The organism is Saccharibacillus sp. O23 (genome assembly GCF_002205895.1).
Taxonomy (GTDB): Bacteria; Bacillota; Bacilli; order Paenibacillales; family Paenibacillaceae; genus Saccharibacillus.
In genome coordinates, this window is record NZ_NJDE01000015.1 from 1 (window position 1) to 14,776 (window position 14,776).

Sequence of the window (14,776 nt, forward strand, 5' to 3'; positions counted from 1 at the left end):
CCTGTACTGGTCTTCTGTCACCAGATCGCTTACGTTGTGTTCCTTTTTTTTTTTTTTTACGAATTGACTTGGAGTCGGCTCCAAGTTATACGCTATCCCCAATCGGCGAAGCTCTCGCCATTCATCCGATTGGAGGAATTCCTATGAACGCTCTACCTGTTCAAGACCCGAATACACGCACCGCTCTGATCACCGGCGCCAACAACGGCATCGGTCTCGAATTGACCCGCCGCCTTCTGAACGAAGGCTGGCAGGTCGCCGTTTTGATCCGCTCTTCTTTTCCCGCGGACGATGACGCCATCGCCTCCGCGATCCGAGGCGGCAGGCTGCGGATCTACAGAGCCGAACTGACCGACTTCCGGCAGTTGGCCGAAGCGCTGAAGCAGATTCAAGCAGCGGAGACCGCGATCGACGTGCTGTTCAACAACGCGGGCGGCAGCCTGCCGGAGCTTCGCTTCTCGCCGCAGGGCCGCGAGATGCATTACGAGCTGCAAACGGTCGTCCCTTATCTCATCTATCGCGAGACCAAAGAGCTGCTGCTGCGCGGGTCGCTCAAGACGGTCGTCGGCACCTCGTCGAACGCGTTCAATTTCACGAAGACGTTCGATCCCGGCAAGCTGGCCCGTCCCGAACGCTTCAAAGCGCTGACCGGAGCCTATGCCGACACCAAGCTGGCCTTGTCGCTCTGGACGCAGGCGCTCGCGCCGGCCGAAGCGGCCGACGGCATCCGGCTGCGCAGCGCCGATCCCGGTCCGAACAATACGCTCCGCAAAGGCAAAAAGTCCGGGCTGCCTTTCCCCGTCAATTATCTGATGCGGTTCGTGTTCCCGCCGCCGAGCAGCGGAGCCGGCCGACTATATGACGCCGCGGTCGGACCGTATCAAGACAAGACCGGCGTGCTGATCAACAGCAAAGGCGTGGTCGAATTGAAATTCGCCGATCGGGCGCAGCAGGTATTGGATCAGGTCGACCGGATTTATCGCGAGGAGTTTCGTCAGTTGATGTAAATAAACCGCCGCTGACGTTACGCCGTCAGCGGCGGTTTATTATGGATTCGGTACTTTGACCGAATTCAATGCAAGGTTGGTCAAGGTACTCGTTTCGTTGTTCAAAAAGCAGCCGCGTTAACCTTACCGCTCCGCCCGCAGCCGCGCCGCGCGGAAGAAGCCGTGCCGATCCTCGCGCAGAACGACGGAGACGGTTCGATGCCGCAGTTCGGGATCTTGAACCAACAGCTCTGTCAGATCCCGCACGATGTTATACCCGTAATTGAACTCGTAGAACTTGTTGGAATACGGATCGACATGCAGCACGCCGCTCTCCAACGTCAGGATATGCTCGACCCGATCTCCGTGCGGAACGCTTTTTTGCCGGGTTACGATCACCTGCCGCACCGCCGCGACCGCTTGGCCTTTGTGCGATCCGCCCGACTCTCCCGCTTCGCGCCGCGCCGCCGCTGCCACGTCCGCTGCGGCTTGAGCGTAACGCTCGGCCTGCCGCTGCGATACGCCGCGATAGCCTACCTCGACGCCCTCGATCGTAACCGAGCGGTACGCCGCGTTCTCCGTCTGCTGATCCCGAACATTTTGCCCGACAGGCATCAAGACGTACAGAACTGCGATGCACGCCGTAAATCCGATCATCTGCCGCCGCGCGCGCTTAGGCCGATCAAACCTTTTCCAGAGATACAGCATGAACAGCCCCGCGCCGAGCAGCAGAATCGTCAACATATTTTCATAATCCGGATAATCGGGATACAGGAAGTTCAAGGTCGGAACGAGATACTGAACGTATTCCAGCCGATAGCCGTTAAACGCCACGAGCAGGAAATACAGCAGCAGGCTGATCAGCGTCGCGTATTTGAACGGGAGCAGCGACAGTCCGAACGCCAGACACACCGCAAACGTCGTAAAATGAAGCATCAATAAGATCAACGGCACCCTTGGCGTCCCGGGAAATATCTCCGTCAACCATGCCAACAAGAGAAGTCCCGCTGGCAGCGCGCAGATCCACGAGAAGACCAGTTCCTGCATGCCTCTTCGCAGCGGCTGCCACTCGGTCAAACGGACGATTTTCTCTGTTCGATGCCGCCGATCCTGATAGCGAATGATCAGCACGAGATTCGTCATGAACAGCCCGTACAGCGGAATCAAGTTCAGCAGATCGTTTGTCCCGAACACCCATCGCCCGGCAAAAAGCACGACTGCCCCGATATAATACGCCCAGACGTAATCTTCGCGCCACAACGTTTTCCACCGTACCCGCATGACGCCCATCAGCGAACCGTCCTGCGGCGGAACCATGCGGCGTTGACGATCATCAGCAGCAGAATCCAGATCATCAGCACGCTTCGGGCCGCGATCTGTTCCGGCTGCGTCGTCACCTGCTCGGTCAGATTCGGGCTGAACCATAACGCGAACATGGGATGCTCGATCAACGACAAGCTCGCCAGCAGATAGATGAGCAGAGGCAGCAGACTATAGATCGTTCGCCGCAGCATCAAAGAGAAGAAGCCGCTCAACGCCGTGACGTAGCCTACGGTGAGCAGAATTTGCAGCACGGCTCCCGCCCAGATTGCCGAGTCCGCTTCACGCGCGTAGAGCAGCCAGAATCCCGTGTCGAACACGATCACGCTTCCGGCCAACACGAGCCAGACCGTCAGCATCCGCGCGAGAAAATAACTCTCCGTCCGGCGAAGGTAATACAAGATCGTCTTGGATTCGAAGACTTGAACGCGGCCGCTCCAGACGGCGTTGAACAGGATCGGCGTCAGCAGAATCAACAGAATCATCTGCACATGCAGCAGTCCGAACCAAGTATCCGCAAAGTTATCCAGACGATTGGCCGAAACCAGCAGCGCGATCTGCAAAGTGCTCAGCAGCAAAGCGGCGGCCAGCATCCCGCGCTGCTTCAGCAGATGGCGGAAAGAAAAAGAAAGCTGCGTCGTCCATTCACTCATAGTCGGTCCGCTTCCGATTCGCGTACATATAAGCGTGTTCTAAAGTCGGTTCGACGGGTACGCTGCGCTCGATCGGCGTTTCCGCGATATACCGCACTTCTACCCCTTCGGCTGTGGCCTGCGAGGACAAGATCAGCGAAGGCCTCCGGCGCAGCGATTCGGGCACGGAAGGACCGCGATACATCCAGACTTTGCCTTCCACCGAGCGGATAAACGTCGACAGATCGCCGTAATAGTTGACGCGGCCTTCATGCAGAACCAATAGGCGTTCGCTGGTCATTGCGATGTCTTCGACGATATGCGTAGACAGCAGCACGACCCGATCGGCGGCCAGCTCGCTTAACAATTGCCGGAAAGCCGCCCGTTCATGAGGATCGAGCCCCACGGTCGGTTCGTCGACCAACAGCAGGGCCGGATCGCCGATCATCGCCTGCGCGATGCCGACCCGCTGCTTCATTCCTCCCGACAGAGCGCCGAACTGCTTTTTCCGATGTTCGATCAAGCCGACCTGAACCAGCTTTTCTTCGATCTCGCGTTTGCGTTCCTCCGGCGAAGAAATATGCTTCAGACGGCAGAAATAGTCGAGCGCTTCTTCCACTGATATTTTCGCGAAAAAATCGAACTTCTGCGGCAAATATCCGATACGGCGGCGGATCGCGTACAGGTCTTCATCCCGCTCTTTTCCGTCGTATTCGACCTTGCCGGTATCTGGCCTTGCCAGCGTCGCGATGATCTCCATCAACGTCGTTTTCCCGGCTCCGTTCTCCCCAAGCAAACCTACGATTCCTTGATCGACCTCGAACGAAATCCCGTCGAGAACTTTCGAATCATAACGCTTGGACACTTCGCACACCTTCAATTTCACGTCGAATAACCCCTTCTGTATCCGGATTATGAGGAGAACAGCACTTTTTCCCATATCAAAAGAATGTTACCTTGCTCGCTTCCGTTTCTCTATAACAAAATTCGCCTACGAATCTTGTGATCGGCCGCAAAACCGCTCCTGACACAAGGCTGTCAGCAGCGGCTCCTTATAATGAAAACAAGAACATTCATCTTATAAGGAGGCCTTGCCATGATCCGACCGCTTTCCCCCGCTTCGTCTTCCGAATCTTCGACGCTTGCCGATTCCCTGATGCTGCCCGGAACCCGCTATTGGATGGGCGTCGTATCCGCCGACCATGCCGACCGCGCGATCTCGCAGGGCATCGCGCAGACCTGCCACGGCAAAGCGTATCCGCTCAGCCGGATGAAAGCCGGCGATTGGTTGATCTACTATTCGCCGCGCGCCGAGAGAAACGGCGGTTCGCCGGTTCAAGCTTTTACCGCGATCGGACAAGCGCTGGACGACCGGGTCTATCGCCATGCGATGAGCGAAACGTTCGTGCCGCATCGCCGCGACATGCGTTATCTGCCCGCGAAGCCGGTACGCATCGCCGGTCTGCTGGAACAGTTGTCGTTCACCCGCGGCCGCCGAAGTTGGGGACAAGCGTTCCGCTTCGGACAGTTCGAGATCGAACCGGACGATTTCCGGCTGATCGCAGGCCTGATGCTGGAAGACGTCGGGGAAGACGGCTTTGAGCAGGATGCCGCGCTCTGCGAACGGCAGTTGGAATTCGAGTGGTGAGCTGCGAATAGCGGACCGCAGCAGCTTTTCTGTTGAGCGGGACGTTCGGATCAGAAACAGGAAAATCGTTCAGATCGATTAGAGGACGGATTTCAAGATCAAATAAGTCCATAAATCCTCTTATCTTAGGGTCAAATGAGCAAGAAAGCAAAATAAGTCCATTTATCCCCTTAATGCGACCGAAATTCGGCTTCTGATCATGGAATCGAGATTTTAAAGGGATTATTGGACTTATCTTGCCGAAAAACCGAAATTACGCGGAAATAAGAGGAAAATTGGACTTATCGAGAGAGAATGGTTGGAAACTTCCCGATCTCCATGACGAACACGCCAAAAAGCCGCCGCTTCAGGTGCTCCACCTGATCGCGACGGCTTTTTCCGCTCTTATTGTTCGGCTGCTTGCTTACGTATTCCTCGCTTCCCGTTATCCCCGCGCTTCCGCCAACCGCTGCCCCAGAAGCCCGATCGCTTCGCGCAGTTTGTCCTTCGGCACGCCCTCGTACAGATCGCCGATCGCGATCTCGGTCGAACAGGAGCGTTCCCCGTTCTCTTTGAGGTAAGCGACCAGCGCGATGCCGGTCTCCGCCTGCACGCTCGCGATAATAGGTCCCGCCGTCGCCGCCGATACCCCGTCCAGATGCAGATGGAACATGTTCGACACCGGCACTTCTGGCCGCGTGCGAATCCCCGGTTGAGCTTTGCACAGCGCCGCCAGTTCTTTCGCTTCTTCATAATACTGAGCCATCTTCGGCAGACGCAGATCCAGATAATAATCCGAACTCAGAATGTACGGATACAAGCTGATCAGATCGCCGCCGTGACGCCGTTTCCATACTTTCGACTGCTCCGCCAGATCGGCGTCGCCCAGCAGCATCGCGCCCGCGATTCCGCCTACGCCTTTGTAGAACGACACGTAGACGCTGTCGAACAGCGCGCAGACTTCCTCCGCCGTTTTTCCGTAATAAGGCAGAATCTCGAACAGGCGCGCTCCGTCGAGGTGCAAAGCGATCCCCTGCTCCCGGCAGTACGCCGAGATGTCTTCGAGTTCCACGTAGTCGGGCAGTTCGCCGCCGATCTCGCGCTGAGGCAGCTCAAGCAGCAGGCAGGCGACGTTTTCCGGCATCTTTTTCACGTCGTCCAGCGTAATCAATCGGTCTGCGTCCGCGAGCAGCACCGGCTCCAGATGATGCAGCTCTTTCAAGCCGTCCTGCTCGTGAATCTCCAGATGGCAGAGCGGGTGGTACGCGACGGTTTTGCTGTCTTTGCGGTCGCTCCAGATGCGCAGCGCGATCTGCTGAGCCATCGTGCCGCTGGGGAAAAAGACGGCCGCTTCTTTGCCCAGCATCTCCGCCAGTTTGCGCTCGAACTTTCCGATCGTCTCGCCGCGCCCGTACATATCGCTCGGCGTATCGCCGCCGACGCCGCGCAAAGACTCGAGCAGCACGTTTACGTTTCGCGGACCGTTGCCGGTCGTGCGATGCGGAGCCTTGCCGTAACTCTCGGCCAAGGTCGGAATTCCGGATTCATTCATGCCAATCGCCTCTTTTCCCGGTGTAAAATAAGATGATGCTTGCATGTCTGCGGCCTGACTGGTACACATGCGCTTATTTTACTCCCCTTGCCAGATCGTAGCCAGTCCCTGCATAATACCCAAGTAAGATTCTACATTCGAGAAAGGTTCTGGTTCCATGCTTAACGAAAGACCGAGCATCTATACGCGTTACGTTCCCTCGTTGATCGTCGAAGCTTCCGAACGGCCGTCTTATTGGTTCGTTTACCGGGCCGGAACGGACAAACTGCTGCTGGGCGAAAATCCCGGTCTGGACGCGATTCCCGCAGCCGCGCGGGCCGAAGAACTCGGGTTCGCGCCGAGCCGTTCGCTGTATCTGGGCACGCTCGACGGCGCGCCTTGTTACGCGGCCGAAGCGCCCGAAGACGCCCTCGTTCCGGCAGGCACGGAGTTTCTGTCGCTGCGTTCGCTGTACGAGATCATGGACGAAGACTTGTTCCATCTGGCCGGACGCGCGCTTCAGCTTCTGAGTTGGGATTCGACCCATCGTTTCTGCGGACGCTGCGGAACGACGCTGGAGCGGGCCGCGAACGACCATTCGAAGGTCTGCCCGAACTGCGGACTGAGCCATTATCCGCGCATCGCGCCCGCCGTGATCACGGCGATTCTCAAAGACGGCCAGATCCTTCTGGCCCGCGCTCCCCATTTTCCGAACAATATGCACGGCCTGATCGCCGGCTTCGCCGAACCGGGCGAAACGTTGGAAGACTGCGTGCGGCGCGAGACGATGGAAGAAGTCGGCCTAACGCTCGGCGAGATCCGCTATTTCGGCAGCCAGCAGTGGCCGTTCCCGCATTCCCTCATGATCGGATTCGTGGCGGAATACGCGGGCGGAGAAATTGCGGTCGACGGCGAAGAGATCGAACATGCCGCATGGTTCGGTCCGGATAATCTTCCGAATATCCCGCCGAAACTCAGCATCGCGCGCAAGATCATCGACTGGTACGCGGAAGAATACGGCGGACGGTCGGGCGCGTCTTCTTAAAAGACGATCCTCGTCTGCCCGCAAGCGGCGAAAAGCGTGTTCCGCTTCGCCGTTTGCGGGTACATGTACATAAGCAGCGCGGCTCTGCGCCGTGCCGAAGGAAAGTCATCGGGTACAGAGTACTTGGTCAGTCCCATTTGCAGACACCCCTACCCCACACCCCTAAATCGAAGGAGGAGTCGTTCGTGGCCGAAGCAAATTCGCCTGAGATTCAAGAGAAAGAAACGCTGGGTTCGCTCATCAAAAAAGGAAACACGTCTTCTGCCGTCGCGATGGGCGGCAACGCGATACTGGCCGCCGCCAAAGGCGCGGCGGCGTTCTTCACCGGCAGCGGCGCCATGTTCGCTTCGGCGATGCACTCGCTCGCGGATGCGGTGAACCAAGGCTTCGTGTTCGTAGGCAGCGTGCTGTCCGAACGCAAGCCGAGCCGCCGTTTCCCGGTCGGCTTCGGACGCGTGATCAATATCTTCTGCATGGTCGCGGTCATCGTGGTCACGATCATGGCGTACGAGACCATCCACGAAGGCATCCATCTGCTTCGACATCCGGCCGAAGCTTCGGGCGGCGTATGGCTTAACGTCGGCGTTCTGCTGCTGAATATCCTGATCGACGGCGCGATCTTGATCAAAGCGTCGAAAGAGATTCTTAAAGAAGCCAGAGCGCCCAAAGCTTCCGGTCCGGCTCTGCTGCCCGCGGCGTTCAAGAACGTCGGACGAGCCGCGCCTCCGACCCGGCTCGTCTTCTACGAAGATATCGTAGCCGTACTCGGCGCGTTCTTCGCTCTCGTGGCCGTCGCGGTCGTGGCGCTGACCGACTTTACGCTGATCGACGGCATCGCGACGACTCTGATCGGCTTCCTGATGATCGCCGTCGCTTTCCGCGTCGGCTACGACAACATGATCGGCCTGATCGGCGTATCCGCGCCGCAGGACGTGGAAGACAAAGTGTCCGCCGCCATTCTGGCCGACGCCGACGTCCGCGATATCGAGAGCATGCGCATCATTCAGGAAGGCCGTTATTATCATGTGGATGCCGTCGTCGAACTGCGCACGGGCCTGACGCTCGGCGTCGCCGACGATATCAAGCTTCGCATCCAGCAGCATCTGACGACCAACCCGGATATCGCCGACGCCGCGATCTCGATCGTCGAAGACGACGGGAAGACCAGTTGGCATCGGCGGGAAGCGGAGATCGAGAAGAATTAGAAATTTCGCACCCGAACGATAAGCGATCCAGAGACCAAAACGAAAGCCTTCTCCGCCCAACTTTTTCGAAAAGTAGGCAGAGAGGGCTTTTTTCATGCAACAAATTATTTAAATTTAAATAATTAATCTATCAAATTCTGAATAGGGTCTACCGATAAATTGCTTGCTAGGTAAAAGAAACAGCCGCTTTTTAGAAGGCCATACATCATGAGAAGGAGCTAGAAGATGATCAAAAAGACACTGCTCACCGCCCTGCTTGCAGCGCCGCTGCTCGGCAGCTCGCTTCACTCGGCTTACGCCGCGACGGAATTCAGCGATATCTCCAATTCGTACGCCAAAGACGCGATCAACAAGCTCGTCGACGCCGGGATTCTGAACGGAAACGGCAATGGGCTGTTTAATCCGACCGGCAAGATCTCGCGTCAGGACTTCGCCATCATTCTCGTCAAAGGCTTGGGACTGGACGTCGAATCGCCTGCCGCAACGCCGACTTTCTCCGACGTACCGACTTCGCACTATGCGTACAAATACGTCGAAGCGGCCGTCAAAGCCGGCCTGCTCAAAGGCACGGGCGGCGGACAATTCGGACTCGGACAAAACCTGTCGCGTCAAGACATGGCCGTGATCTTCGCTCGCGCGCTCGGCGCCAACACGCAAGGCTACGGAGAGAAACTGACCTTCTCGGATGCCGGCAAGATTGCCGATTACGCGAAGGATGCGGTCGGCTTCGCGGTCGCGAACGGCCTGCTGACCGGTACCGGCGGCGGAAAATTCGATCCGACAAGCATCGCGGACCGTCAGAGCGTCGCGCTGGTCGCGTCCCGGTTTATCCAGACCGTCAAACCTCAGACTCCGGCTCCGGCTCCGACGGTTCCGCAGCCGAATACGACGCAGCCGACAACGCCAGCTCCGGCCGTACCTGTGCCTGCGCCTGTCGTTAACGTGCCGAGCACGCCGCAGGTTCCGTCCGGCAATACCGGCGGCTCGATAGAGACCCCGGTACGCGACGTTCAAGCTCCCGTGCTGACGTTGGTCTCTATCGCTCCGTTCAAGATCGGCACCGATCTGACCGTTCGCAGCAGCGAAGCCGGCACCGTGTATCTGGTTCCTTCCGCTTCGAACGTCTCGAACAAGTCCGTGTTGGACGGACTCGTGACGGAAGGCAAAGGCGTAAAAGCGACTGCGGCGACCGCGGGCGGCGACGTGCTTCTGACGACTTCGACGCTGACCGAGGGCATCTATAATGCCTATGCGGTCGATGCGAGCGGAAACGTGTCGATTCCGGTGACGGAGATCGTGTTGAAGCCGGTGTTCGAGGGGCCGGAGTTCAAAATGATTACTAACAGTACATTCAGTTTGACGTTCCCGGAAGAGTTGAATAATGTTTCGCGGCCGCAAAGAGAAGATTTCATCATCAAGCGTATCGACGGCGGAATGAACGATGAAATTGAAGTTTTCCAAGCTAGTATAAGCGAAAAAGGCATTGATCTATACTTCATTCATCCTTTAGTCAAAGGCGCAACCTATCAAGTCGCTTATGCGCCGAAAGCCAACAATCAGCCGATCAAAGGTATTTCCGGAACTGTATACGGTTCGTTTACAAGCAGTTTTACTTATACGAACATCCCGCCGAAAGCCGCCCAGTATCTTCAGGATCTGACTTTAGCAGCGAATCGCACCTCCTCTACAGTCGACGTGCTTTCCGCGTTTCGTGATTGGGACTCGGATGATCAGGAACTGCTCTATACCGTAATTTCGGACAATACCGATGTCGTCGAAGCCTCTTTAGAAGGAAGCAAGCTTTATTTGAATACCAAAAGCGCGCTGAGTACGGCGACCATCACGATCACGGCCAAAGACAGCAGCGGCGATAAAGTCAGCCAGACCTTCAAGGTTACCGTAGTCGATGCCGCTACGGCGATCAATGCCGCCGAAGCGGCGATAGCAAGCGACAAAGACTTGACTGGTCAGTCTTCCGATCTTACCGACGCAAAGAAAGCAGTAAGCGATGCTAAAGACGTTCTTGCCGCTCTGTCGGACGATGCGACCAAGACCGCTTTCGCGAATCGTCTGAAAGTTGTGGAAGACACGCTGAACGCAGTGAGCGCTGCGGAAACGCTGGTTAAAGCGCTGGAAGATGCGACGGGGGATAACATGAATCTGCTGATGGGCGAAGAAGACCGTGATGCAGCCGATCTGGCGGATAGTAATATTGTTTATGGAGAGCTTGTAAAAGGAAAAAGTCTTTCCTCGTTAGAAAACCGCGTTGAGAAGGCACGTTTGTTTATCACGAATGCCGATGAACTCGAAGGCAGTCTCCAAACGGCCCAAAATAACGCAGGCTATTTCGATGACATATCCAAAGGTTCGCCGAAACGTGCTACGATCGACAGTATTCTTGCGGGTCTCTCTTTTGAGGGAGTCACGGGAGCGACAAAACTAGCCCTTGAATCTAAACTTGAGTGGATTCAAAGCCTTCTGGCAGATGCCGATAAAGCCGACGCGCAAGTTACGGCTTTCGAGCAGGCGGTTACGGCTGCCGAAGGTAAACCGGCGGATGCACCGGAATGGCAGGCGGCTTATGCAGCGAAAGCTGCCATCAATTATGATGAATTGAATTCGGGTACCGCTAAGGCGCTGAGAGAGCGCGAAACAGCGGCTACCAATAAGTTCCCTACGCCTACACCGTAATAAATCCAAACCAGCCGATGCTAAAAAGCCGATTCCCATGCACTAATGGGAGTCGGCTTATTTGATTTTTTTAATGCTACCTCATCTACTTCTTCGGATTCTGCTGTTTCTATTCCTTATCAGCCTTTCCGGAAATAAGCCTCCAGCTTCAAATCCGGGCCCAACTGCTCCACGCGCAGTCCGTCCAATTCGACGGCTTCGCTCATCTCGGCGACGCCGAGACCTTCGAGGAACGTCGGCGCGCCTTGGCCGCCGACCAATTTGGGCGCGACGTACAAGACGAGCTTATCCGCCAGCCCTTGTTCGACGAACGAAGCGTTCACTTGCCCGCCGCCTTCGACGAGCAGCGACGAGATCTCGCTCGCGCCGAGCGTGTCGAGCACCTGCTCCAAGTTCACGCGCTCGCCGCCCGTCGTCTCGAACACGCGCACGCCGGCCGCTTCGAGCCGGGCGCGTTTGTCCGGGTCCGGATTCGGACCGGTAAAGATCCAAGTCGGCGCTTCGCCGTCGGTCACGACGCGGGCGTTTTCCGGCAAACGAAGATGACTATCCAGAATCACGCGCAGCGGATTGCGGCCGTCCGGAAGCCGGGTGTTGAGCTGCGAATCGTCATGCAGAATGGTCTGCACGCCGACCAGAATCGCGCCGCTCTCGTGGCGAAGCCGATGAACGTCTTCGCGGGCTTCGGCCGACGTGATCCAGCGGCTGCTGCTTGTTCGCGTCGCGATCTTGCCGTCGAGCGTCGTCGCCGATTTGACGATGACAAAAGGCCGTTTGCTGACGATATAGCGGTTGAACACTTCGTTCAATCGCTCGGATTCTTCGCGCAGCACGCCTTCGATCACTTCGATGCCGGCATCGCGCAGAATCTTGATCCCGCGGCCGGCAACCAAAGGGTTCGGGTCCGGAGCGGCCACGACCACGCGGGCCAGACCCGCTTGCACGACCGCTTCGGCGCAAGGGCCGGTGCGCCCGTGATGCGAGCACGGTTCCAGCGTGACATAGATCGTGCCGCCGCGGGCGTGTTCGCCGGCCATGCGCAGCGCATGAATCTCGGCATGAGGTTCGCCCGGTTTCAGATGTGCCCCGATGCCGACGATCCGGCCTTCGTTGACGATGACCGAACCGACGAGCGGATTCGGCGCCGTTTGGCCTTTCGCGGCGCGCGCGTTCTCGAGCGCGAGCCTCATGTATTTTTCATGGATGGACAGATCGCTCATGCTTCGTCAGTCTCCTCCTTCGACGGCCGGAAGCACGTTCAGGCCCTCGATCGGATTCTGCGTGGCGAAATGGCCGGACCGATTGACTTTGGTACGCAAATACTTCTCGTTGAATTCCGACACGTCGCCCCAGAGCGGAGTCCGGCCGGACACGTTCATGCCGTTCGCTTTCAGCGCTTCGAGCTTGCGCGGATTGTTGGTGATCAGGGTCACCGGCAGTTGGCGCAGGAATTTCAGCACGCCGATCGCGCCGTCGTAGCTGCGCGTGTCGTCTTCGAAGCCCAGAGCCAGGTTCGCTTCGACCGTATCCATGCCTTGTTCTTGCAGGATGTACGCCATCGCTTTGCTGAACAGGCCGATGCCGCGTCCTTCGTGGTTCGCCAGATAGAACAGCGCGCCGCTGCCGTGATCGACGATCATTTTCATGGATTGGTGCAGTTGGTAACCGCAGTCGCAGCGTTTGCTGCCGAAAATATCGCCGGTATGGCAGATGCTGTGCATCCGGATCAGAGCATCGCCCGAGTTCTCGAAATCGCCGTACACGAGTACGCTGGATTGTTGGCCTTCGGCCAAGTTCATCGTCGGGAGGCTGCGGATCAGCGCTTCGGCCGACATTTCTTTGCCGCCTTCCTGCTGCTTCATCCAGCTGTACCAGCGGAACGTAATCGTCTCGCCGTCCAGATTGACGGGAAGTTGGATCGGGCCGACCAGCACGTAACCTTCTCTCGGGTTCAAGGGAGACGGCACATTATGAATTCGATCTTTGAGAATAAAAGCCGCACTGTTGTTCAACATGATGGCACATCCTTTTTTTGTCGTATTGGTTAAGTCGCATAAGCGGGCGGCGGATCGTAAGATACCAAGATTCCGCGACCGAACGTCTGTCGTTTTTCGATACAGGTCGGCAGGGAAAAAGAGCATCACCTTCCGATACGGAAGGTGATTCGCACGCCGAACGCGTTTGGATCATCTTTTATTTGAATTTTTCCGTTAAACCTTTATCGGCCCATTCTGTCCATTGTAACGTCTGTGTGTATATTATCGTCGCTCGAAGTGTTAAACGTTAAAGTTTCGGGCGTACGTCGTTTCCATATCGAGCTGCTCGCGCTGTCTGCGCTCCACGTCGCTTCGCCGACGCTGTTCGAGCCGTTCGAGCGGCGCTGTCGCATCCTGTCGGCTCGCCATGCAGGCCAACAGTTCCTCGTGCAGCACGTCCGCGTCGCGCAGCGCTTCGTTCAGTCCGAAAGCTCCGGTCGGCGTCATGGTGTGCGCGGCGTCGCCGATCAGCACAAGACCCGGGCAAGCCCAACGTTCCGAGCGGCTGCTGAAGATATCCAGCAGCACGAAGTCCTGCCACGACGTAATATGCTTCCGCACGCTCGGCGCAAGCTTCGGAAAAGCCGCGATCAGCGTCTCCGTCAATTCCTCGAAAGGCTTTTTGCGCAGTTCTTTGTAGGAATCTTCTTTGATGTTCCAGCCGACCTGCACGTAACCGCGCGCCTGCGTGAACAAATGAAGCTGCTGCCCGTCTTGAATGGTCGAGCACATCACCGGCTCCCAACCTTCCGGCGCGGGGATTCGGGCCCACAGCAGATCGTAGCCGTGACCTTCCGTGCTGGACGCGATTCCGGCGTATCGGCGTACCGACGAATAACGGCCGTCCGCGCCGACCACGACTCTGCTGCGAATCGTAAGGTCTTGGCCGTCCGAAGTCCGTACTTCGACGCCCGCGTAACGGCCCTCTTCGCTTTTCAGCAATCCTCGTACGGTGGTGCCGGGCATATACGTAAAGTTCGGGTATTGTCCGGCTTCCTCCAACAGCGCGTGCAGCAGGTCGGCCTGCGGAATATGGATGCCGACGTTGCCGCCCTGCGTATCCGGCAGAATCGTTTTGACGACCCGCTTGTTTTCCCAATATTCGAGCCGGATCAGAGGCAGAACCGCTTCCGGCGCGATCCGCTCCAACAGGCCGTGTTTCTTGAGCACCCGTTCGCCGTCGCCGTTCAAGATCTCGCCGCGGAACGACGGTCCGGGGATCGGCTGCTTCTCGATCAGAACGACGTCCGCGCCGCGCCTTGCCAGCAAACATGCCAATAACGTGCCGGCCGGTCCTCCGCCCGCGATACAAATCTCCGTTTGTCGTTCCATTTCGTTCTCCTCCGATTTCTGCTTAGCTGGGGCTTGATTACTTTTTATGTAGTCAAGTTCGGGTTTGGGCGCTTGGCTCGTCGCTTCGCTTTGACTTCGCCAAGCTGCGAGTTTGAACATGCGCTTCGCTCATGTAACCAAACTCGCTTTTGGGACGCTTGGCTTGTCGCTTCGCTTTGTCTTCGCCAAGCTGCGAGTTTGAACATGCGCTTCGCTCATGTAACCAAACTCGCTCTGTAACTGCATTACTTTATGTAACCAAGTATATTTATTCTATGCTTCGTAGTCAAGTATTAATTATTACGAAATGTAAGCTTGTTTATTTTAGTCACTCTATGTATAATAAAAATGAAGTCATCGCCTGAACCAAC

Annotated in this window: 12 protein-coding genes and 1 pseudogene; 6 read left to right on the forward strand and 7 right to left on the reverse strand. The window is 57.0% G+C overall.

The genetic code is table 11. The features are described from left to right. Positions 1 to 143: 143 nt before the first annotated feature. Positions 144 to 1,007, forward strand: coding sequence for an SDR family NAD(P)-dependent oxidoreductase (locus tag CDO73_RS17940; RefSeq protein ID WP_088489915.1), 864 nt, complete (start codon positions 144 to 146; stop codon positions 1,005 to 1,007). 123 nt (positions 1,008 to 1,130) lie between these two features. Here CDO73_RS17940 and CDO73_RS17945 read toward each other — a convergent pair whose 3' ends face one another. Genes CDO73_RS17945 through CDO73_RS17955 form a run of 3 tightly spaced genes read right to left on the reverse strand, consistent with a single transcriptional unit; the run spans position 1,131 to position 3,824 of the window. Continuing rightward, positions 1,131 to 2,276: a hypothetical protein gene (locus CDO73_RS17945; protein ID WP_143536152.1), complete on the reverse strand. Its 1,146-nt coding sequence runs from the start codon at positions 2,274 to 2,276 to the stop codon at positions 1,131 to 1,133. Continuing rightward, positions 2,276 to 2,959: a hypothetical protein gene (locus CDO73_RS17950; RefSeq protein ID WP_088489917.1), complete on the reverse strand. Its 684-nt coding sequence runs from the start codon at positions 2,957 to 2,959 to the stop codon at positions 2,276 to 2,278. The genes CDO73_RS17945 and CDO73_RS17950 overlap by 1 nt, the downstream gene beginning before the upstream one ends. Next, positions 2,952 to 3,824, reverse strand: coding sequence for an ATP-binding cassette domain-containing protein (locus CDO73_RS17955; RefSeq protein ID WP_179218740.1), 873 nt, complete (start codon positions 3,822 to 3,824; stop codon positions 2,952 to 2,954). Before CDO73_RS17955 ends, CDO73_RS17950 begins: the two co-directional genes overlap by 8 nt. Before the next feature lie 210 nt (positions 3,825 to 4,034). On the opposite strand from CDO73_RS17955, the gene CDO73_RS17960 reads away from it, so the two are divergent. Then, positions 4,035 to 4,586, forward strand: coding sequence for an EVE domain-containing protein (locus tag CDO73_RS17960; protein ID WP_373446986.1), 552 nt, complete (start codon positions 4,035 to 4,037; stop codon positions 4,584 to 4,586). Between the two features lie 424 nt (positions 4,587 to 5,010). On the opposite strand, the gene CDO73_RS17965 is transcribed toward CDO73_RS17960, so the two are convergent. Further along, positions 5,011 to 6,117 carry a threonine aldolase family protein gene (locus tag CDO73_RS17965; protein ID WP_088489919.1) on the reverse strand — a complete coding sequence of 369 codons (1,107 nt, stop codon included), beginning with the start codon at positions 6,115 to 6,117 and terminating at the stop codon, positions 5,011 to 5,013. Positions 6,118 to 6,274: 157 nt separating this feature from the next. On the opposite strand from CDO73_RS17965, the gene nudC reads away from it, so the two are divergent. The 4 genes and pseudogenes from nudC (at position 6,275) to CDO73_RS17980 (ending at position 11,037) form a co-directional block, all read left to right on the forward strand. Further along, positions 6,275 to 7,141, forward strand: coding sequence for an NAD(+) diphosphatase (gene nudC, locus CDO73_RS17970; protein ID WP_088489920.1), 867 nt, complete (start codon positions 6,275 to 6,277; stop codon positions 7,139 to 7,141). 272 nt (positions 7,142 to 7,413) lie between these two features. Beyond that, positions 7,414 to 8,346 (forward strand): cation diffusion facilitator family transporter, encoded by a 933-nt coding sequence (locus CDO73_RS17975; protein WP_088490038.1) that lies wholly within the window; start codon positions 7,414 to 7,416, stop codon positions 8,344 to 8,346. Positions 8,347 to 8,571: 225 nt separating this feature from the next. Continuing rightward, positions 8,572 to 8,907: pseudogene (locus tag CDO73_RS27470) on the forward strand (S-layer homology domain-containing protein); the annotation flags it as partial. Between the two features lie 54 nt (positions 8,908 to 8,961). After that, complete coding sequence (locus CDO73_RS17980; protein ID WP_256972751.1) at positions 8,962 to 11,037, forward strand: S-layer homology domain-containing protein; 2,076 nt, start codon at positions 8,962 to 8,964, stop codon at positions 11,035 to 11,037. Between the two features lie 119 nt (positions 11,038 to 11,156). Here the strand turns inward: CDO73_RS17980 and ribD are convergent, their stop codons facing one another. The 3 genes from ribD to CDO73_RS17995 form a co-directional block, all read right to left on the reverse strand. Then, positions 11,157 to 12,257, reverse strand: coding sequence for a bifunctional diaminohydroxyphosphoribosylaminopyrimidine deaminase/5-amino-6-(5-phosphoribosylamino)uracil reductase RibD (ribD, locus tag CDO73_RS17985; RefSeq protein WP_179218742.1), 1,101 nt, complete (start codon positions 12,255 to 12,257; stop codon positions 11,157 to 11,159). Between the two features lie 6 nt (positions 12,258 to 12,263). Beyond that, positions 12,264 to 13,052, reverse strand: coding sequence for a GTP cyclohydrolase II (locus CDO73_RS17990; protein WP_088489922.1), 789 nt, complete (start codon positions 13,050 to 13,052; stop codon positions 12,264 to 12,266). Positions 13,053 to 13,313: 261 nt separating this feature from the next. Continuing rightward, entirely contained in the window at positions 13,314 to 14,405 is a 1,092-nt protein-coding gene (locus tag CDO73_RS17995; RefSeq protein ID WP_088489923.1) for an FAD-dependent monooxygenase, read from the reverse strand. Positions 14,406 to 14,776: the final 371 nt, after the last annotated feature.